At 69.7% G+C, this 18,166-nt stretch carries 20 protein-coding genes and 1 tRNA gene; 12 read left to right on the top strand and 9 right to left on the bottom strand.

From position 1 onward, the window contains the following. Window positions 1-13: 13 nt before the first annotated feature. A complete protein-coding gene (locus tag MC45_RS15030) occupies window positions 14-466 on the top strand; it encodes a carboxymuconolactone decarboxylase family protein (RefSeq protein WP_038664848.1) in 453 nt (150 codons plus the stop codon). Next, the gene (locus tag MC45_RS19030; RefSeq protein WP_081974467.1) at window positions 459-1,361 is read left to right on the top strand and encodes a sigma-70 family RNA polymerase sigma factor; all 903 of its coding nucleotides are present in this window, start codon (window positions 459-461) and stop codon (window positions 1,359-1,361) included. The genes MC45_RS15030 and MC45_RS19030 overlap by 8 nt, the downstream gene beginning before the upstream one ends. Here MC45_RS19030 and MC45_RS15040 read toward each other — a convergent pair. Beyond that, window positions 1,340-1,414: transfer RNA gene (locus MC45_RS15040), tRNA-Thr, on the bottom strand. The genes MC45_RS19030 and MC45_RS15040 overlap by 22 nt on opposite strands. 83 nt (window positions 1,415-1,497) lie before the next feature. Between MC45_RS15040 and MC45_RS19605 the strand changes: the two genes are divergently transcribed. Next, window positions 1,498-1,641 carry a hypothetical protein gene (locus tag MC45_RS19605; RefSeq protein WP_169742554.1) on the top strand — a complete coding sequence of 48 codons (144 nt, stop codon included), beginning with the start codon at window positions 1,498-1,500 and terminating at the stop codon, window positions 1,639-1,641. Between the two features lie 4 nt (window positions 1,642-1,645). On the opposite strand, the gene MC45_RS15045 is transcribed toward MC45_RS19605, so the two are convergent. The 7 genes from MC45_RS15045 to lgt all read right to left on the bottom strand — a co-directional run bounded on the left by MC45_RS15045 (window position 1,646) and on the right by lgt (window position 9,308). Then, window positions 1,646-3,448, bottom strand: a complete 1,803-nt coding sequence (locus tag MC45_RS15045) for an aminopeptidase P family protein (RefSeq protein WP_038664853.1) — start codon at window positions 3,446-3,448, stop codon at window positions 1,646-1,648. A 75-nt stretch (window positions 3,449-3,523) separates the two neighbouring features. Continuing rightward, entirely contained in the window at window positions 3,524-4,048 is a 525-nt protein-coding gene (locus tag MC45_RS15050) for a phosphoribosyltransferase (protein WP_038667585.1), read from the bottom strand. A 311-nt stretch (window positions 4,049-4,359) separates the two neighbouring features. Beyond that, window positions 4,360-5,685, bottom strand: coding sequence for a cystathionine gamma-synthase family protein (locus MC45_RS15055; RefSeq protein ID WP_038667588.1), 1,326 nt, complete (start codon window positions 5,683-5,685; stop codon window positions 4,360-4,362). A 215-nt stretch (window positions 5,686-5,900) separates the two neighbouring features. Then, the gene (pgeF, locus tag MC45_RS15060; protein WP_038664856.1) at window positions 5,901-6,662 is read right to left on the bottom strand and encodes a peptidoglycan editing factor PgeF; all 762 of its coding nucleotides are present in this window, start codon (window positions 6,660-6,662) and stop codon (window positions 5,901-5,903) included. After that, window positions 6,659-7,168: a GNAT family N-acetyltransferase gene (locus MC45_RS15065; protein ID WP_052075699.1), complete on the bottom strand. Its 510-nt coding sequence runs from the start codon at window positions 7,166-7,168 to the stop codon at window positions 6,659-6,661. Before MC45_RS15065 ends, pgeF begins: the two co-directional genes overlap by 4 nt. Then, window positions 7,165-8,151 (bottom strand): class I SAM-dependent methyltransferase, encoded by a 987-nt coding sequence (locus MC45_RS15070; RefSeq protein WP_081974468.1) that lies wholly within the window; start codon window positions 8,149-8,151, stop codon window positions 7,165-7,167. Before MC45_RS15070 ends, MC45_RS15065 begins: the two co-directional genes overlap by 4 nt. A gap of 248 nt (window positions 8,152-8,399) precedes the next feature. Further along, a complete protein-coding gene (gene lgt / locus MC45_RS15075) occupies window positions 8,400-9,308 on the bottom strand; it encodes a prolipoprotein diacylglyceryl transferase (protein WP_038664861.1) in 909 nt (302 codons plus the stop codon). A gap of 65 nt (window positions 9,309-9,373) precedes the next feature. Between lgt and MC45_RS15080 the strand changes: the two genes are divergently transcribed. Continuing rightward, entirely contained in the window at window positions 9,374-11,059 is a 1,686-nt protein-coding gene (locus MC45_RS15080; RefSeq protein ID WP_038664865.1) for a class I adenylate-forming enzyme family protein, read from the top strand. 8 nt (window positions 11,060-11,067) lie between these two features. Here MC45_RS15080 and MC45_RS15085 read toward each other — a convergent pair whose 3' ends face one another. After that, entirely contained in the window at window positions 11,068-12,141 is a 1,074-nt protein-coding gene (locus MC45_RS15085) for a DUF3667 domain-containing protein (protein ID WP_038664868.1), read from the bottom strand. A gap of 61 nt (window positions 12,142-12,202) precedes the next feature. Between MC45_RS15085 and MC45_RS15090 the strand changes: the two genes are divergently transcribed. The 8 genes from MC45_RS15090 to MC45_RS15125 all read left to right on the top strand — a co-directional run bounded on the left by MC45_RS15090 (window position 12,203) and on the right by MC45_RS15125 (window position 18,166). Continuing rightward, window positions 12,203-13,465 carry a glutamate-5-semialdehyde dehydrogenase gene (locus MC45_RS15090; RefSeq protein ID WP_038664871.1) on the top strand — a complete coding sequence of 421 codons (1,263 nt, stop codon included), beginning with the start codon at window positions 12,203-12,205 and terminating at the stop codon, window positions 13,463-13,465. Between the two features lie 31 nt (window positions 13,466-13,496). After that, on the top strand, window positions 13,497-13,751 hold the full coding sequence (locus MC45_RS15095) for a hypothetical protein (RefSeq protein ID WP_052075700.1): 255 nt from the start codon (window positions 13,497-13,499) through the stop codon (window positions 13,749-13,751). Beyond that, on the top strand, window positions 13,748-14,032 hold the full coding sequence (locus MC45_RS15100) for a type II toxin-antitoxin system RelE/ParE family toxin (RefSeq protein ID WP_038664873.1): 285 nt from the start codon (window positions 13,748-13,750) through the stop codon (window positions 14,030-14,032). The genes MC45_RS15095 and MC45_RS15100 overlap by 4 nt, the downstream gene beginning before the upstream one ends. Continuing rightward, window positions 14,029-14,649: a nicotinate-nucleotide adenylyltransferase gene (locus MC45_RS15105; protein ID WP_038664877.1), complete on the top strand. Its 621-nt coding sequence runs from the start codon at window positions 14,029-14,031 to the stop codon at window positions 14,647-14,649. The genes MC45_RS15100 and MC45_RS15105 overlap by 4 nt, the downstream gene beginning before the upstream one ends. Window positions 14,650-14,707: 58 nt before the next feature. Then, the gene (gene rsfS, locus MC45_RS15110) at window positions 14,708-15,064 is read left to right on the top strand and encodes a ribosome silencing factor (protein WP_052075832.1); all 357 of its coding nucleotides are present in this window, start codon (window positions 14,708-14,710) and stop codon (window positions 15,062-15,064) included. A 1-nt stretch (window position 15,065) separates the two neighbouring features. Further along, window positions 15,066-15,488: a 23S rRNA (pseudouridine(1915)-N(3))-methyltransferase RlmH gene (locus tag MC45_RS15115; RefSeq protein ID WP_038664883.1), complete on the top strand. Its 423-nt coding sequence runs from the start codon at window positions 15,066-15,068 to the stop codon at window positions 15,486-15,488. Then, window positions 15,488-16,702 carry a murein hydrolase activator EnvC family protein gene (locus MC45_RS15120; protein WP_081974469.1) on the top strand — a complete coding sequence of 405 codons (1,215 nt, stop codon included), beginning with the start codon at window positions 15,488-15,490 and terminating at the stop codon, window positions 16,700-16,702. The genes MC45_RS15115 and MC45_RS15120 overlap by 1 nt, the downstream gene beginning before the upstream one ends. Window positions 16,703-16,801: 99 nt before the next feature. Further along, on the top strand, window positions 16,802-18,166 hold the full coding sequence (locus MC45_RS15125) for a S41 family peptidase (protein ID WP_038664886.1): 1,365 nt from the start codon (window positions 16,802-16,804) through the stop codon (window positions 18,164-18,166).

Below are 18,166 nucleotides of genomic sequence, written 5' to 3' on the forward strand. Positions count from 1 at the left end.
AGGGAGATCGACGATGACGCCACGTATCCGCAACCCCCATGCGCTCGCCCCCGAAGCCGTCAGGGCGATGGCCGCGCTGGAACAGAGTTTCACGCACAGCGGGCTCGACCATAATCTGCTCGAACTGGTCAAATTCCGGGTGTCGCAGATCAATGGCTGTGCCTTTTGCCTCCACATGCACTCGGGCGATCTGCGCCGCCACGGCGAAACCGAATTGCGCCTCTACATGCTGACGGCCTGGCGGGAGTCGACGCTCTACACCGATCGCGAACGCGCGGCGCTCGGCTGGGCGGAGGCGTTGACGCGCTTGCCCGAGACGCAGGCGCCCGATGTCGACTATGACGCGCTGGCGGCGGCATTCACGCCCGGCGAGCAGGTCTGGCTGACGATGGCGATCGGGGCGATCAATATCTGGAACCGCGTACAGGTCGGCTTCCGCGTGCCGCATCCGGTGGACGATGGCTGACGCGGCGGCGTTCGAGGCGGAGCGGCCGCGGCTGCTCCGCCTCGCCTATCGGATGACCGGTTCGTTCGCCGAGGCGGAGGACGTGGTACAGGACGCCTGGCTGCGCTGGGCGCGGGCGGATGCGGTGGCGTCGCCGGCGGCATGGCTGACGCGGGTCGTCACGCGCCTGTGCCTCGATCATCTCAAATCGGCGCGGGTACGCCGCGAGACCTATGTCGGCGCGTGGCTGCCCGAGCCGCTGCTCGTCGTCGACGGGGCGGAGGAGGTGGCGGACGATCTCACGCTGACGCTGATGCTGGCGCTCGAACGCCTGTCGCCGCTGGAGCGCGCCGCCTTCCTGCTCCACGACGTGTTCGACGTCGCGTTGCCCGAGGTGGCGGCGGCGCTCGACCGTGCGCCGGCCGCGGTGCGGCAACTTGCGGCGCGGGCGCGTCGTCACGTCGGCGAGGCGCGGCAACGCTATCCGGTGGGGCGCAGCGAGGCGGCGCGGATCGCCGGTGCCTTCTTCACGGCGGCGCGCGACGGCGACGCGACGGCGCTGTCGGCATTGCTCGCCGAGGATGTGATGATCCACGCCGACGGCGGCGGCCGCGTCCTCGCCTTCCGCAATGCGATCCACGGCATGGACCGCGTCCTGCGGCTGTTCGCCGGCCTGCACCGCAAATATCGCGGCGAGCCGGCCAGGCTGCTGCATGTCGGATCGATCGACGGCCTGCCGGGCTATGTCAGCCGCGAACGCGGCGACGTGCTCCAGACCACGGCGCTGGCGGTGCGCGACGGGCGCATCACCGCGATCTACATCGTCCGCAATCCCGACAAGCTGCGCCATGTCGCCGAGCTGTTCCGCCAAACGGCGGGAATATCAGGAAAAAATGGTGCTGCCGGTGAGGATTGAACTCACGACCTCAGCCTTACCAAGGATGCGCTCTACCACTGAGCTACGGCAGCACTCGACCCGTTCGGGCGAGGTGCGCCTAGAGACGACCCGGGACGCATTGTCAAGCGCTTGTCGTCGCGGCTAGGCAGATCGCATGGCGGACAAGGACGAACGGGCGCAGCGGCTGGCGGCGCAATTGCGGGCGAACCTGCACCGGCGCAAGGCGCAGGCGCGTGCCGCGGCCCAAGCCGCGCCCGCCCCCGATGCTCCGGAAAAGCCTGCACAGCCCGACGAATAGCCGCTCAGCCGAGCGGCGCGCATTTCGCCGCAAGCCAGGCGCGGTCGTCCGCGGCCAGTTCCGGGCCGATGCGGGCGAGCACCTCGGCATGATAGGCATCGAGCCAGTCGCGCTCGTCGCGGGTGAGCAGCGCGGGATCGATCAGCGTCCGCTCGATCGGTGCGAAGGTGAGCGTCTCGAAGCCGAGCATCGCGCGATCGGGATCGCCGCCGGCGATCGTCACCGGGATGGTGAGCAGCAGGTTCTCGATGCGGATGCCGTATTCGCCGGCCTTGTAATAGCCCGGCTCGTTCGACAGCATCATGCCCGCGCGCAGCGGCTCGAGCGAGGCGCCGCCGGGGTAATTGGGCGCGGCGATCCGCTGCGGCCCCTCATGGACCGCGAGATAGCTGCCGATGCCGTGGCCGGTGCCGTGACCGAAGTCGAGCCCCGCCTCCCACAACGGCCGGCGCGCGAAGCCGTCGATCTGTGCGCCGCTGGTGCCGTCGGGGAAGATCGCGGTGGCGATGGCGATATGGCCCTTGAGCACGCGGGTGAAGCGGTCGCGCATCTCGGGCGTCGGCGCGCCGATCGGCATGACGCGGGTGACGTCGGTGGTGCCGTCGCGATATTGCCCGCCCGAATCGATCAGGAACAGCTCGCCGGGGCGGATCGGCGCGTTCGATTCCTCGGTGACATGATAATGCGGGCTGGCGCCGTGCGCGCCGGTCGCCGAGATCGTGTCGAACGACGTGTCGAGCAGCAGCCCGGTTTCCTCACGGAAGGCGAGCAGGCGGGCGGCGGCGGACAATTCGGTCTCGCCGCCCTTGGGGCATTCGGTCTCGACCCAGCGCAGGAAGCGGGTGAGCGCGGCGCCGTCGCGCAGCGACGCGGCGCGATGGCCGTCGACCTCGACGGGGTTCTTGCGCGCCTTGGCGAGCACGACCGGGTCGCGCAGCGGCAGCACTCTGGCGCCCGCCGCGTCCAGCGCATCGAAGATCGCGGCGACGGCGCGTTCGGGATCGGCGGCGACGCGCTTGCCGGCATAGCCGCCGAGCGCCGCGGCGAAGGCGCTGCGCTCGTGCAGGCGGACGGCGTTGCCGAGATGCTGGCGCACCGCGTCGTCGATCTTCTCGGTGGCGACGAACAGGTCGGTGGTGCCGTCGCTGCCAACGATCGCATAGGACAAAGCGACCGGCGTGTGCGCGACGTCGCCGCCGCGGACGTTGAGCGTCCAGGCGATCGAATCGAGTGCGGTGAGCACGACGGCATCGGCGCGCTGGTCGGCCAGCCAGTCGGCAATGCCGGCGCGCTTGGCGGCGGAGGATTCGCCGGCATAAGCGTCGTCGTGTGGCACGAGCGTCGCAGGCGAGGGGGCGGGGCGGTCGTGCCACACCGCGTCGATTGGATTAGCCGCGACCGGGACGAGCGTCGCACCGCGGTCGGCGAGCGCGGCGGCGGTGTCCTTCACCCAGCCGCCGGTGTGCAGCCACGGATCGTAGCCAATGCGCGCGCCGTCATCGACGTTGGCGGCGAGCCAGCCGGCGACGCTTTCCTGCGGCACCGCGACATAGGCCCAGTCGTCGCCCGACACCTGTTCGCGCACCTGCAACGTATAACGGCCGTCGGTGAAGATCGCGGCGCGGTCGGCGAGCACCACCGCGCTGCCCGCCGAGCCGCCGAAGCCGGTCAGCCAGCCGAGCCGCTGCGCATAGGCGCCGACATATTCGCTCATATGCTCGTCGGTGAGCGGTACGACGAAGCCGGCGAGCCCGGTGCGGGCGAGTTCGGCGCGGAGCGCGGCGAGGCGGGCGTGATGGGGCTTCATGGGAATATCCGTAGGTTGGGGCATCTGGCCCTCCGCTCAAACCGAGGGGGGCGGATTGGCGTGGCAAGGGGCCGCTCAGGCGATCCGGTCGGGGACTTGGGCGGCATCGGCGGCGAGCGACTGTTGCGGCGCGACCGCCTCCCACGGGAAGACGAACCAGTCCTTGGTGTCGCGCCGGTCGATCGTGCGCGCGGCGTAATCGACGCGCTCAGCCGAGCTGGCATTGTCGATCAGCGTCGCGAAGCGCAGCACCGCCGCGGTCGCGCCGGCCTGCGCCAGCGTCTTGCGGATATGGCCGATCGTCCGGCCCGAATCGTTGATGTCGTCGACGAACAGCAGTTTCTCGCCGGCGCGCGTGCGTTCGGCGAGGCGGACCAACGGCGCTTCGGCGAAATCCTCGACCTGGCTGGAATAATCGACCGAGAGCATCGGCAGGCCGGTGGCGTGGCTGAGATAGACCGCCGGCGCGAGGCCGCCGCGGCCGATGCCGATGATGAAATCGGGCGTCCAGCCGCCGTCGCGCACCGCGTCGGCGAGCGTGTGGACCGCGGCGACGAAATCGTCGTGCGCGATATGGGTGAATGTGGGAAGCGCGGGCATCCGCTTATAATCGTGGCATTGCCGCATCGGGGCAAGGCAATGTGGTTCGCGCGAAGACGCGAAGGTGTCCCGCCCGCCGCGGGCGCGGCCCGCTATCCTCGTCCGTGGGACGGGTGAGGCGGCCTGTAGCGCGACCTCTTCGCGCCTTCGCGTGATTTATTTTCGCGCAGATACGCGGAGACGCAGAGATGGTGCGTGCGACGCGAGCGACGTGACCTAGCCCTGTTTGAAGAGCGCCTGCGGCGCAGAAGGGCGGAACCCCTCTGCGCCTCTGCGCGCAAAACCCTTCTTCGCGCCGCCGCGCGACCCGATCAGATCGCGTTCAGCGCCTGATCGAAGTCGGCGATCAGATCGTCGGCATCCTCGACGCCGATCGAGATGCGCACCAGATTGTCGGTGATGCCGAGCGCCGCCTTGCGCTCCTCGGGCACCGACAGATGCGTCATCGCCGCCGGATGGCTGGCGAGCGTCTCGGTGCCGCCGAGCGACACCGCGAGCTTGGCGATGCGCAGCGCGTCGAGGAAGCGGAATGCCTCCGCCTCGCCGCCCTTGACGATCAGCGAGAAGGTCGAACCCGCGCCGGTGCAATGGCGGCGGTAGATGTCGGCCTGGCGCTCCATCCCCGGCGTGTCGGGCAGGAAGCCGAGATAGCCGACGCGCTCCACCTTGGGATGGTCGCGCAGGAAGGCGCAGACCTTGACCGCATTCTCGCCGGCACGGCTCATCCGCAGCTCCAGCGTCTCGAGGCTGCGCAGCAGCATCCACGCGGTATGCGGATCGCAGATCGTGCCGATCGTGTTGCGCATCGAGCGGATCGTGTTGATGTGCGCCTTGCTGCCGAGCACGCCGCCCGCGACGAGATCGCTATGCCCGCCGGCATATTTGGTGAGGCTGTAGACGACGATATCGGCGCCGTGGCGCAGCGGCTGCTGCCACAACGGCCCGAGAAAGGTGTTGTCGATCGCGATCGGCGGCTTCTCGTCGGCATCGGCGAAGATCGCGTCGCGGCTTGCCGCCACCGCCTCGATATCGACCAGCGCGTTGGTCGGGTTGGCAGGGCTTTCGAGATAGATCAGCGCGACATGGCCGGTCCTGGCTTCGGTCAGCACCGCGTCGATCTCCTCGCGCGTCGCGCCGGCGGGGAAGTCGAGCCACTTGACCCCGAACTTGCCGAGGATGCGACCGATCAGCGTCTCGGTCGCCGCATAGAGCGGGCCGGAATGGACGATTGTGTCGCCCGGCTTGGTCATCGCGAGGAACAGCGTGGCAATCGCCGACATGCCGCTGGAGAAGGCGAGCGCGTCCTCGGCCTCTTCCCAGATGCCGAGCCGGTCTTCGAGGATCTCCTGATTCGGGCCGTTGAAGCGCGAATAGACGAGGCCGTCGGCGCCGCCCGGGCGCTTGCCGGTGACGCCCTCGAAATGGCGCTTGCCCGCGGCGGCATTGGGGAAGACGAAGGTCGAGGTGAGGAAGATCGGCGGCTTGAGCGCGCCTTCCGACAGCGCCGGGTCGAAGCCGTGTCCCATCATCATCGTCGAGGGGCGCAGCTTGCGGTCGCCGATCTTCTCGACGCCGATGTCGGTGGCGGCAGGGCTCGGGGTGCCGCCGGCGCCGGTCAGTTCTGCTTCGTCGGGCATGGTCTTCTCCTTGATGGCGAAGAGCATAGCCGCGGATCGTAACGGATGACACCAGTTTGCGGTTGGTGGTGGGAGATGTGGGCGGACGCGTCCCAGTTCGTCATCCCGACGAAAGTCGGGACCTATGGATACGGTGCCGTCCGCGATAGTGCGCATCATCGGCCGCCCGCACCCATGGGTCCCGGCTTTCGCCGGGATGACGAGGAGGGCGATCCTTACCCCAATCCGATCACGCTGATCTGCCGCCCGTAATCCGCCTCTCCGCGGTGCGTCGCGCGGCGGAAGCTGTAGAAGCGCTCCTCGTCGCCATAGGTGTCGAGCCCGAGCGCCTCGATCCGCGTCACCCCCGCGGCGGCGAGGCGATGCGCGACATAGGCTTCGAGATCGAACTGGTGATGGCCCGCGCGGCCATCGGCGAAGAAGCGCTCGTTCGCCGCATCGGCTTCGGCGAAGGTGCGCAGGAAGCCGTCGTCCACCTCATAGGAGGCGCGCGCGATGCACGGCCCGATCGCGGCGACGATCCGCTCGCGCCGCGCGCCGAGCGACGCCATCGCCGCGAGCGTCGCATCGGTGACGCCGCCGAGCGCACCCTTCCAGCCGGCATGCGCCGCACCGACGACGCCCGCATCGCGATCGGCGAACAGCACCGGCGCGCAATCCGCGGTGAGGATACCCAGCAGCAGCCCCGGCCTGTCGGTGACCAGCGCATCCGCCCGTGGCCGCGCCGCGGCGGCATAGGGCGCGGTGACGACCACCGCCTCGGCCGAATGGATCTGGTATAGCCCGAGCAGCGCCGCGCCGGGCAGCACCGCGTCCGTGGCGAGGCGGCGGTTCTCGGCGACCGCGGCGGGATCGTCGGCCGAGCCCAGGCCGGCGTTGAGCCCGGCAACCATGCCGTCCGACACGCCCCCGCGGCGGCCGAAAAAACCATGCGGCACGTCGCCGAGGCGGCGCGCGCGGATCACCTCGACGCTCACAGTGCGAGCCGCATCAGATGGTCCTCGTCGGCATGATTGCCGACCATGAAGGTGTAGATGCCGATCTCCTCGAAGCCATAACGTTCGTAGAAGCGCCGCGCGCGATGGTTGTCGACATAGACCGACAGGAACAGCTCGCCTGCACCACGCGCCCGCGCGGTGGCGATCACCCAGTCCATCATCCGCGCCGCCAGCCCGCTGCCCTGCTGCGACCCGCGCAGGTACAATTGACGCAGCTCGATCATCGCGCCGGCAGGCGTCACCGGCAGCGCATGCGGCCCCAGCTTCGCGAACCCCACCGCCGCGCCATCGTCCTCGGCGAGCAGGAAGGCGAAGGCGGGGTCGGCCAGCTCCGCCCGCCACCGCTCGACGGTCAGCGCATCGAGGAAGCTCGCCAGATCGGCAGGGTCGTAGAGCGAGCCGAAGGTCGCGGTGAAGCAATCCGCCATCAATGCGGCGATCGCCTCGGCATCGGCAACCGTCGGGTTGCGCAGCGTCGCGGTCATGCGCCGAACGCCGCCGGAGTGGGCCAATCGTGGTGCGTCACCGCCAGCGCCTTGAACAGCAGCCCCATGTCTCCCATCAATCGCGCGCGGTCGGCGAGGATCGCCTCGGTCCGCTCGGGCGCATGGCGGGCGAGTGCGGTGGCACGGCCGTCGATGCCGAGCTGACCGAGCAGGTCGCGCTGCGTCACCGGTCCCCAGGCGACCGCGCCCGCCGCCTGCGCCGCGGCGGCGAGCGTGGTGAAGTCGACATGCGCCGACAGATCGTTGTCGCCCGGCGTCTCGAACGGATTGGCGAAGCCGTGGCCGCGCACCGCCTGCAACGTCTCGCCGACCGCCGGTCCCTCGTAGCCGTAATCGATCGCGACCAGCGCGCCGCCCTGCGCGGCGATGCGGCGGCCGAGAGCCTGCATCACCGCGACGCTCGCCGGCGAAATTTCCAGCACCGATCCGGCGGGGGCGTCGCGGAGCGGTTCGGGGAGCAGGTCGACCGGTACCGCCTTGCCCGCGATCGGCAGGAACAACGTGTCCTGACAGGCGACCAGCCGTTCGTGCCAGCCCTCCCCGCGGCGGACGAGCTGGCGGATCGGCAAGGCGTCGAAGAATTCGTTGGCGACGACGAGCAGCGCGACGTCGCTGGGCAAGGTGTCGACGCCGTCGTGCCACGTCGCCTCCGGCACGCGCTCGGCCTGCGCGGCGCGAAGGACGGGGCTGGTCTCGACGAAATGCACCGCGGGGACGAGGCCCGCCTTGGCCATCGCGCGTAACGCGTCGGCGGCGAGCGTACCGCGACCGGGACCGAGCTCGACCCAGGCGACGTCGGGTCGTCCGGCGCGGTCCCACAGATCGGCGCACCACAGGCCGATCAGCTCGCCGAACATCTGGCTGATCTCGGGCGCGGTGACGAAATCGCCGCGCGCGCCGAACGGGTCGCGCGTCGCATAATAATGCGCGTTGGCGGCGGCCATGAACTGCGACACCGGCATCGGCCCGGCAAGGGTGATCGCGCGCGCGAGACGGTCGGGGAGGGGAGCTTCGGTCACCCGCCCGAAATGACGGTGCGGAGTGGACGGCGCAAGGGTTTAGCCGCCCTCCGCCCTCCTTCGTCATCCCCGCGAAGGCGGGGATCCAGACGCGCGGGTCCCCCTTTAAGCCGCTACGTCGGCGTGTATGGATCCCCGCCTCCGCGGGGATGACAGATGTGTGGGGGAGGGGTGGCCGAGGATAACTCCCCTTACGCCACGCTCTGCGTCCCCGCGATCGGCTCCACCCGCGTGCGGCGTTTCGGCGCGGTCAGCACGAGGTACAGGCCGCCGGCGATCATCGGCACGCACAGCCACTGGCCCATATGGATGCCGGTCGCCTCGATGAACGAGCCGCGGAACTGCGCATCGGGTTCGCGGAAGAATTCGACGATGAACCGCGCCACGCCATAGCCGAGCACGAACAGCCCGACGAGCTTGCCCGGCTGGTAGCGCGCCTTGGTCCGCCAGAAGGCGAACCACAGGATCGCGAACAGCACGATCCCCTCCAGCCCCGCCTCGTAGAGCTGGCTGGGGTGGCGCGCCGGCTCGGGCACGTCGAACGGCACGGTCCGCTCGAACACGATCGCCCAGGGCACGTCGGCGGGCTTGCCCCACAATTCGCCGTTCACGAAATTGGCCAGCCGGCCGAAGAACAGCCCGAACGGCACCACGCAGGCGATGTAATCGTGGACCCGCAGCCAGTCGAGCTTGTGCTTGCGCGCGAACAGGATGATCCCGATCGACGTGCCGATCACGCCGCCGTGGAAGCTCATGCCGCCGTCCCACAATCGCAGGATGCGGATCGGGTGGAGCAGCATCTCGGGCGCGTAGAACAGCACATAGCCGATCCGCCCGCCGAGGATGATGCCGAGCGTCGCATAGAAGACGAGGTCGTCGGCATGGCGCCGCGCCATCGGCGCGCCGGGCTGGGCGAGCAATTTGAGCAGATACCACCAGCCGACGAGGATGCCGGCGATATAGGCGAGGCTGTACCAGCGCAGCGTGAAGAAGCCGATCGAGAAGATGTCCGGGTGCAGCCCCAGATCGGCAAAACGGATGTGGCCGCCGCCCGCCGGGACGGCGGTGGGGGCGGCAGCGGCGAGCAACGGCAGGATCAAGGCTTTCCCCCAGGGTTTGGCGTCTGCATAGTGGGCCAAAGGCACAAGACCAAGCGGAGAGAGATATGAGGACGACGCTCGACGTGCGCATGGACGCGACCATGGCGGCGCTGACCGCGCCCGGCGGCATGCTGCCGCTCGGCACGGTGCAGCGCGATGGCCGCGACTATCCGGTCATCGCCGCCGCGCCGCCCTCGCTCCCTTATTATTTTGCCCATTATTGTCAGGAACATGCGGACAAGACCTTCCTCGTCTCGGGTGACGAGCGGCTGACCTTCGCGCAAGTGTATGCGGTCGCGACCGCAGTCGCCCAGGCGCTGGTCGCCGCGCACGGCATCGCGCGCGGCGACCGCGTCGGCATCGCGATGCGCAACTCGCCGGCGTGGATCGTGCTCTACATGGGCGTGGTGATGGCGGGCGGCGTCGCGACCCTGCTCAACGGCTGGTGGCAGGCCGAGGAACTGGCGGCGGCGATTCGCGAGGTGGAGTGCGCCTTGGTCTTCGCCGATGCGCCGCGGGCGAGGCGGCTTGCCGGCGTGCCCGCGCCGGTGGTCGCGATCGACGACACGTTGCCGCTGGCGCAGGCGCTCGCCGCGGTGACCGCCGCCGGCCAGCCCGACATGCCGCTGCCCGCCGTCGGGGCGGAGGATCATGCGACGATCCTGTTCACCTCGGGCTCGACCGGCCAGTCGAAGGGGGCGCTGTGCGACCATCGCAGCGTGATCCAGGGCGTCTTCAACTATCTCGCGCAGGCGCTCACCATGCTCGGCATCGCCGCGCAGGACGGCAACGCGCCGACCGAACAGCCCTCGACGCTGCTGACGCTGCCGCTGTTCCACGTCACCGCCGAAGTGCCGGTGCTGCTGCAGAGCTTCGCGATGGGGCGCAAGCTGGTGCTGATGCCGAAATGGGACGCGGGCGAGGCGATGCGGCTGATCGCGCAGGAGCGGATCAGCTATTTCGTCGGGGTGCCGCTGATGAGCTTCGAGATCCTGACCCATCCCGATCGCGCCGATTACGATCTCTCGACCGTCACCGATTTCGCCGCCGGCGGCGCGCCGCGCCCGGTCGAGCACGTCCGCCGCATCGATGCCGAGATGGGCGGCGGCGCGCCGCTGATCGGGTACGGGCTCACCGAGACCAATGCGGTCGGCACGGGCAATTGGCGGACCAACTATCTCGCCAAGCCGAACAGCGCCGGTCGCGCCTCGCCCCCGCTGGTCGATCTCGCCATCCTCGACGATGCCGGCGCACCGGTGGCGCAGGGCGCGCGCGGCGAGGTGGCGATCCGCTCGATCTGCAACTTCCTCGGCTATTGGAACCGGCCCGAGGCGACCGCGGCCTGCATGACCGCCGACGGCTATTTCCGCACCGGCGACATCGGTTATCTCGACGCGGACGGCTATCTGTTCATCGTCGACCGCAAGAAGGACATCATCATCCGCGGCGGCGAGAATATCTCGTGCCAGGAGGTCGAGGCGGCGCTCTACGCGCATCCCGCGGTGGCCGAGGCGGCGGTGTTCGGCCTGCCCGACGCGCGCTTCGACGAGGTGCCCGGCGCGGTCGTCCAGCCGCGCGACGGCGAGACGCTGAGCGAGGGCGAATTGCAGGCGTTCCTGTCCGACCATATCGCCGCCTTCAAGGTGCCGACCCGCATCTGGATCGCCGACGCGCCGCTGCCGCGGCTGGGGACCGAGAAGATCGACAAGGTCGCGCTGCGCGAGACGTATCGGGCGCTGGTCGCGGCCTGAGCGGTCGCTCAGTCGGTCAGGCCGTGCATCAGCAGCAGCGCGACGAAGGTCAGCAGCGCCGCCCAGGCGAAGACGAGCAGCGCCGCGGTCCGCCACAGCGCCGAAACCCTGCGCAGCGTATAGGCGCCGCGCAGCTGGCGGTACATGTGCAGCGGCGGCAGCGCGAACACCGCCAGCACGATCCAGCCACTGCCCAGCCCCGCGACGCCGAGCAGCATCAGCGCGATCACCATCAGCATCATGAAGGCGAGGCTGTAGGTGACGAAGATCGCATGGTCGTACAGGCCGAAGCGCCGCCGCCACAGGAACAGCAGGGCGACGAACGGCGTCGAGATCGGGATCAGCAGCCAGCTATATTTGTAGGCGCTTGATTGCAGCTTGTAGAGCGCGAGACCCGGGTTCTTGCTCGCCTTCTGCAATCCATGGTCGAGTTTCCCCCATCCCGTCTTCGCATTGGTCATTGCGGAGGGGATGTCGCCGGTTTCACCGCCGTTGACACGTTTGAGCGCGGCGATCGCGGTGCGTAGCGAGGCGATGTCCTTGTCGACCTGTCCCGTCGGCCTGCCCGCGGCGACCAGCTGCGCGCGCTGCGCCTCCGCTTTGTCGAGCCCCTGCTGCGCCTTCTCGGCACCGCGCGCCAGGCCGACGACGTTGCTGTTCATCCGCTCGGGCGTGACCAGTTCGGCGATGTCGCCGCCGAGCGCGCTGATCGTCGCGAACATCAGGAAGACGGTGAACAGGAACAGCGCGAGCGGCGAGACGAAGCGCGCACGCTCGCCGGCGACGTAGCGGCGGGTGAGGTCGCCGGGCCGCCACAGCAGCATCGGCAGCGTCCGCCAGATCTTGCCTTCGAAGTGGAAGACGCCGTGCGCGATCTCGTGGCCGATCGCGCCGACGCTGCGATGGACGTGGCCGCTCTGCCCGCAGGCATGGCAATGCGCGCCGATCAGCCGCGTCCCGCAATTGAGGCACAGGCCGCTGCCGTGGCCATGGCCCGCGTGTTCGCCCGCATGTGGCTCGACCGCCCGTGCGCCGAGCGCCCCGGTGATGAGGTCGCCTGCTGCTGTGATATCCCCCGACATGGCATGGACGTAGCAAGAGTGCGATCGTGGCGCGAGAGGGGAGATCGTGGTAACGAAGCTTATGGCCGACGCAGAGAATCCGACCGAATTGATCGCCGAGATGGGGCGGCGCGCCCGCATCGCCGCCGCCACGCTGGCGGGGATGCCGACCGCCGCCAAGGCCGCCGGGCTGCGCGCTGCCGCGGCGGCGCTGCGTTCCGCGGAGACGGCGATCCTCGCCGCCAACGCGCGCGACATGGCGGCGGGCGAGGCGCGCGGCCTTTCGGCGGCGCTGCTCGACCGGCTGAAGCTCGACGCGGGGCGGATCGCCGGCATGGCCGCGGGGGTCGAGGCGGTGGCGGGGCTCGCCGATCCGGTCGGGCAGGTGATCGACCGCAGCGAGCGGCCTAACGGCCTGCAACTCAGCCGCGTCCGGGTGCCGATCGGGGTGATCGGTATCATCTACGAATCGCGCCCCAACGTCACCGCCGACGCCGCGGCGCTGTGCGTGATGGCGGGCAATGCCGCGATCCTGCGCGGCGGATCGGAGGCGGTGCACAGTAACCGGGCGATCCATGCGGCGCTCGCGGCGGGCTTCGCCGCGGCGGGGCTGCCGGCGGATGCGGCGCAACTGGTGCCGGTCACCGATCGCGCCGCGGTCGGCGCGATGCTGGCGGCGGAGGGCGCGATCGACCTCGTCGTACCGCGCGGCGGCAAGAGCCTCGTCGCGCGCGTCCAGGCGGAGGCGCGGGTGCCGGTGCTCGCGCATCTCGACGGCATCAACCACGTCTATGTCGACGGCTCCGCCGATCCGGCGATGGCGCGAACGATCGTCGTCAACGCCAAGATGCGCCGCACCGGCATCTGCGGCGCGATGGAGACTTTGCTGATCGACCGGGACTTCGCCGCGCCGGTCGACTTGGTCGAGGCGTTGCAGGAGGCGGGGTGCGAGGTGCGCGGTGATCCGGTCGAGGCCTCGATCGGCGAGATCGTCAAACCGGCGGATGCGGCGGACTGGGACACCGAATATCTCGATGCGATCGCCTCGGTTGCCCTGGTCGACGGTGTCGAGGGCGCGATGGCGCATATCGCCCGCCACGGCTCGCACCATACCGACGCGATCGTCGCCGGGGATGCCGCGGTCGCCGAACGCTTCCTTGCCGAGGTCGACAGCGCGATCGTGCTGTGGAACGCCTCGACGCAATTTGCCGACGGCGGCGAGTTCGGCCTCGGCGCGGAGATCGGCATCGCCACCGGTCGCCTCCACGCCCGCGGGCCGGTCGCGCTGGAGGGGCTGACGACCTACAAATGGATCGGGCGGGGGACGGGGCAGGTGCGCGGTTGATCTCACCGCCCACAGGGCATAGCTTGTGATCATGGACCCGCGGTCGATCATCCCGCTTGATATGGACGAGTCGCTGCGAACCGCGTTGCACGCCGCTGCGGCATGGCGGCATATGTCCGTCGACGATTATCTGCGCGATGTGATCGGCACGGCAGTGCGGATGGATACCGAGCTTGCCGCGTTCGTGCAGGAGGGCATCGACTCCGCGGATCGTGGCGAGCTCATCAGCCAGGACGAAATGGAAGCCTGGTTCGAGGCGCGATACCGGTCCGCCGCCGCCGAATGAGCGCGGCATCCTGGACACGCCGTGCGAAGGCTGATCTGGCACGTGCGGACGATTACTATAGGACGATCGATCCGCGTCATGCCTATCGCATCGGTCAGGCGGCAATCGCCGCGGCGCGGTTTCTCGCAGACTATCCGTATGCGGGCAGCGTCCTTGGCGGTCCTTCCCGCAAATGGCGGATCAAGCATACGGATTACCTTTTGATCTATCGAGTGACGGACGACGGCGTCGAAATCGTAAGAATGCGGCATGCCCATGAGAACTGGCGCACCGATCCTTGACCCCCACCGGCATTCTCGGCGGGTCGTTCAACCCCGCGCATCGCGGGCATCGTGCGATCACGCTCGCCGCGATCCGCGCGCTCGATCTCGACGAGGCCTGGTGGCTGGTGTCGCCGGGCAATCCGCTGAAGGACGGGGTCGGCGACATGGCGCCGCTCGCGATGCGGCTCGCCTCGGCGAAGCGGCAGGCGCGGCGTGCGCCGATCCGCGCGACCGATATCGAGGCGCGGCTGCACACCCGCTACACGCTCGACACGTTGCGCAAATTGCAGCGCCGCTACCCGCGTCGGCAGTTCATCTGGCTGATGGGCGCGGACAATCTGGCGCAATTCCATCGCTGGCGCGGCTGGCGCGAGATCGCGCGTACGATGCCGATTGCGGTGATCGCGCGTCCGGGGTATGAGCGGGCTGCCCGGGCGAGTGTCGCCATGGGTTGGCTGCGACGCTTCCAACGGCCCGCAAGCCACGCGAAGCATTGGACGATGTGGAGATTGCCGGCACTCGTGCTGTTGCGCTTCCGCCCCGACCCTACCTCCGCTACCGCGGCCCGTGCGGCCGATCCCGACTGGCACCGGCGCCACCCGGCCCAGCAACCCAGGAGTCCCCTTGGCGACTAACCCCCAAGCCGTGCGTCCGGCCGACCCGGCCGAAGTCGACGCGCTGCACCGGCTGATCATGGCGTCTCTCGAAGACGATCAGGCCGAGGACGTGATCACCATTCCGCTCGCCGGCAAGTCGACGATCGCCGATCATATGGTGATCGCCAGCGGCCGTTCGACGCGTCAGGTCGCCTCGATGGCGAACAAGCTCGCCGAGAAGATCAAGGCCGAATTCAAGCGCAGCGTGCGGATCGAAGGCCTGCAGACCGCCGACTGGGTGCTGATCGACGCGAACGACGTCGTCGTCCACCTGTTCCGGCCCGAGGTGCGCACCTTCTACAATCTGGAACGGATGTGGCAGTTCGGCGATACCGTGTCGTCGTCGCTGAAGCCGCTGCCCGTTCCCCCCGCCGCTTCGACGCCCGAGGCCTGACATCCTTCTGCATGTCGTGGCGCGCGGACGGATCGGACGTTCGCCCGAGGCCGAGCTGGTCGCGCGCTACCTCAAGCGGATCATCTGGCCGACGCGCGTCACCGAGCTGCCCGACACCGGCGGCAAGCTGCCCGCGCTCGAGCCGCAGACGGTCCGCGTGCTGCTCGACGAAAAGGGCGAAGTGCTGGGGTCGCTCGACTTCGCGCGCCGGCTGGAGCGCTGGCGCGACACCGGCACGCGCGAGGTCCGCTTCCTGATCGGCGCGGCGGATGGCTTCGGCGATGCCGAGCGCGCCGAGGCGGACCTGTTGCTGTCGTTCGGGCGCGCAACCTGGCCGCATATGCTCGCGCGGGCGATGCTGGCGGAGCAATTGTTCCGCGCGACGTCGATCCTCGCGGGGCATCCGTACCACCGGGAGGGGTGATGGCCGCGTCGCTGTCATCCCGCCGCGACGGGAGGGCGTCGAGAGCGCCGGAAGGGGGCAGGCGGATCGCTTTGTGGTGCCTCGCGCTGCTCGCGCTCGCGCTTCCCGCGCAGGGCCAGACCCTCACCGACCAACGCCAGCGCCTCGCCGCTGCCCGGCGCGACGCCACGCTCGCCGCACGCCGCGCCGACGATCTCGCCCGCGATGCCGCCGCCGAACGCGACGCCGCCGACAAGGCACGCGCCGAGGAGGCCGCGCTGACCGCCCGCGTCGCCGCCGCCGAAGCGACCCTCGCCGCCGCTCGTGCCCGGCAGGCGATCGTCGCGCGGCTGCTCGCCGACCAGCAGGGCCGCCTCGCCGCGCAGCAGCAACCCGTCGCGCGACTGCTCGCCGCGCTGACCGCGCTCGCCCGCCGCCCCGCGCTGGTGGCGATCGCCCAGCCCGGCTCGGTCGACGATCTCGTCCACGTCCGCGCGGTGCTCGGCGGCGCGCTGCCCGTGGTCCGGGCGCGTACCGACGCGGTGCGTCAGGCGATCGCGCGCACCCGCGCCTTGCAGGCCGACGCCGCGCTCGCCGCCAAGGCGTTGCGCGACGGGCGCGTGCGGCTCGAAGCCGATCGCACCGCGCTCGCCCGCCTCGAGGCGACGCACCGGCAGCGTAGCGAGACGCTCGGCCGCACCGCGATGAGCGAATCGGACCGCGCGCTGGCGCTCGGCGAGCGCGCCCGCGATCTCGTCGATTCGCTCGGCGCCGGCGATGTCGCGCGCGTCCGCGCCGCCGATCTCGCCGCGCTGCCGGGGCCGCTGCCGCGCCCGCTCGCCCCGGGCAGCATCGCGCCGGCACCCGCCCCCGGCGTCTATCGGCTGCCGGTGCGCGGTCGGCTCGTCACCGGGCTCGACGAGATATCCGACGCCGGCGTCCGCGCGCGCGGCCTGACCTTCGCCGTCGCCGCCGATGCGCCGGTAATCGCGCCGGCGGGCGGCATCGTCCGTTATGCCCGCGCCTTCCGCGGCTATCGCGGCATCGTCATCATCGATCATGGCGACGGCTGGACCAGCCTCGTCACCGGCCTCGGCGCAACCCGCGTCCGGGCCGGCCAGCGCGTCGCCGCGGGCATGCCGCTCGGTCGCGCCGCCGCCGGCGAGGCGCCGCAAATCACCGTCGAGCTGCGCCGCCGCGGCCGGCCGATGGACATCGCCGCGCTGCTCGGCTGAGCCGGCCGCGAAGTCAGCCTGCATTCAGCCGCGCTGCGCTTTGCTCCGGCCCGAGAATGCGGCTAAACGAGCCCAGTCTCTCCGCCTTCAGGATGTTCGATGGCCCGTCCGCTACTTACCGCGACTGCACTCCTCGGCTCGCTGTCCCTCATCCCGCTCGCGACGCAGGCGATGGCCGCGGTCGACACCGATACCTATCGCGAATTTGACCAGTTCCTCGACGTCTTCAACCGGATCAAGTCGGACTATGTCGACAAGGTCGACGACCAGAAGCTGATCAAGGGCGCGATCCAGGGCATGCTCGCCAGCCTCGATCCGCATTCGAGCTACGTCGACGCGCTCGACTATGACAATCTGCGCATCCAGACCGAGGGCAATTACGGCGGCCTCGGCCTCACCGTCCAGATGGAGGACGGCGCGGTCAAGGTCGTTGCGCCGCAGGAAGATGCGCCCGCGCAGCGCGCCGGCGTCAAGTCGGGCGATTACATCACCCATATCGACGGCAAGCTGATCTACGGCGAGACGCTCGACGAGGCGGTGGCGCTGATGCGCGGCAAGCCGGGCACCAAGATCAGCCTGACGCTGGTGCGGCCCGGCCAGACCAAGCCGGTCGAGGTGACGATGAACCGCGAGGTGATCGTCCAGAAGCCGGTGAAATGGGAAGTCCGCGGCGACGTCGGCTACGTCAACATCAACACCTTCTCGGAAAGCACCGGCGCCGACACCCGCGCCGCGATCATGGCGATCGACAAGAGCCTCGGCCACCGCCCCCTCGGCTATGTCGTCGACCTGCGCGACAATGGCGGTGGCCTGCTGACGCAGGCGATCGCGGTCAGCGACGCCTTCCTCGATCACGGCGAGATCGTCTCACAGCGCGGGCGAGAAAAGAGCGACATTGAACGCTATTTCGCCAAGCCCGGCGACGACGCGCACGGCCTGCCGGTCGTCGTGCTGACCAACCCCGGCACCGCCTCCGCCTCGGAGATCGTCGCCGGCGCGTTGCAGGACCATCACCGCGCGCTGGTGATGGGCGAGCGCAGCTTCGGCAAGGGTTCGGTGCAGACGCTGCTGCCGCTCGGTCCGCAGACCGCGCTGCGCCTCACCACCGCGCGCTATTATACGCCGTCGGGGCGCAGCGTGCAGGAGGGCGGGATCGAGCCCGACATCAAGGTGCCGCAGATCAGCGACCCCGATTTCAAGTCGCGCCCGGTGTTCCGCGAGGCCGATTTGCGCCGCCATCTGATCAACGAGGTCAAGGCGGACAACAAGATCCTCGAGGAGGACACCAAGGACGATCCGCGCTTCGCGATGACCGCCGACCAGCTCAAGAAGCAGGGCATCGACGATTTCCAGCTCTATTATGCGCTGAAGACCGTGGCGCGACTCGGCGGCCCGGCGCAGGTCGCCGCGGCGACCAAGCCCCGCCCGATCCCGGCTGCGACGCCGACCCCGCCGGCGAAGTGA

Origin of the sequence: Sphingomonas taxi (genome assembly GCF_000764535.1) — a bacterium.
Lineage (GTDB): Bacteria > Pseudomonadota > Alphaproteobacteria > Sphingomonadales > Sphingomonadaceae > Sphingomonas > Sphingomonas taxi.

Excerpts from the sequence above, each read along its gene's own strand:
- MC45_RS15100 (WP_038664873.1), top strand. The coding sequence starts at position 13,748 with ATGAGCGCGGCATCCTGGACACGCCGTGCGAAGGCTGATCTGGCACGT.
- MC45_RS15030 (WP_038664848.1), top strand. The coding sequence starts at position 14 with ATGACGCCACGTATCCGCAACCCCCATGCGCTCGCCCCCGAAGCCGTC.
- MC45_RS15080 (WP_038664865.1), top strand. The coding sequence starts at position 9,374 with ATGAGGACGACGCTCGACGTGCGCATGGACGCGACCATGGCGGCGCTG.
- MC45_RS15120 (WP_081974469.1), top strand. The coding sequence starts at position 15,488 with ATGGCCGCGTCGCTGTCATCCCGCCGCGACGGGAGGGCGTCGAGAGCG.
- MC45_RS15050 (WP_038667585.1), bottom strand. The coding sequence starts at position 4,048 with ATGCCCGCGCTTCCCACATTCACCCATATCGCGCACGACGATTTCGTC.
- MC45_RS15090 (WP_038664871.1), top strand. The coding sequence starts at position 12,203 with ATGGCCGACGCAGAGAATCCGACCGAATTGATCGCCGAGATGGGGCGG.
- MC45_RS15095 (WP_052075700.1), top strand. The coding sequence starts at position 13,497 with ATGGACCCGCGGTCGATCATCCCGCTTGATATGGACGAGTCGCTGCGA.
- MC45_RS15055 (WP_038667588.1), bottom strand. The coding sequence starts at position 5,685 with ATGCCCGACGAAGCAGAACTGACCGGCGCCGGCGGCACCCCGAGCCCT.
- MC45_RS15065 (WP_052075699.1), bottom strand. The coding sequence starts at position 7,168 with ATGACCGCGACGCTGCGCAACCCGACGGTTGCCGATGCCGAGGCGATC.
- MC45_RS19605 (WP_169742554.1), top strand. The coding sequence starts at position 1,498 with ATGGCGGACAAGGACGAACGGGCGCAGCGGCTGGCGGCGCAATTGCGG.
- MC45_RS15125 (WP_038664886.1), top strand. The coding sequence starts at position 16,802 with ATGGCCCGTCCGCTACTTACCGCGACTGCACTCCTCGGCTCGCTGTCC.
- rsfS (WP_052075832.1), top strand. The coding sequence starts at position 14,708 with ATGGCGTCTCTCGAAGACGATCAGGCCGAGGACGTGATCACCATTCCG.
- MC45_RS15045 (WP_038664853.1), bottom strand. The coding sequence starts at position 3,448 with ATGAAGCCCCATCACGCCCGCCTCGCCGCGCTCCGCGCCGAACTCGCC.
- MC45_RS15085 (WP_038664868.1), bottom strand. The coding sequence starts at position 12,141 with ATGTCGGGGGATATCACAGCAGCAGGCGACCTCATCACCGGGGCGCTC.
- MC45_RS19030 (WP_081974467.1), top strand. The coding sequence starts at position 459 with ATGGCTGACGCGGCGGCGTTCGAGGCGGAGCGGCCGCGGCTGCTCCGC.
- MC45_RS15070 (WP_081974468.1), bottom strand. The coding sequence starts at position 8,151 with ATGCCGGTGTCGCAGTTCATGGCCGCCGCCAACGCGCATTATTATGCG.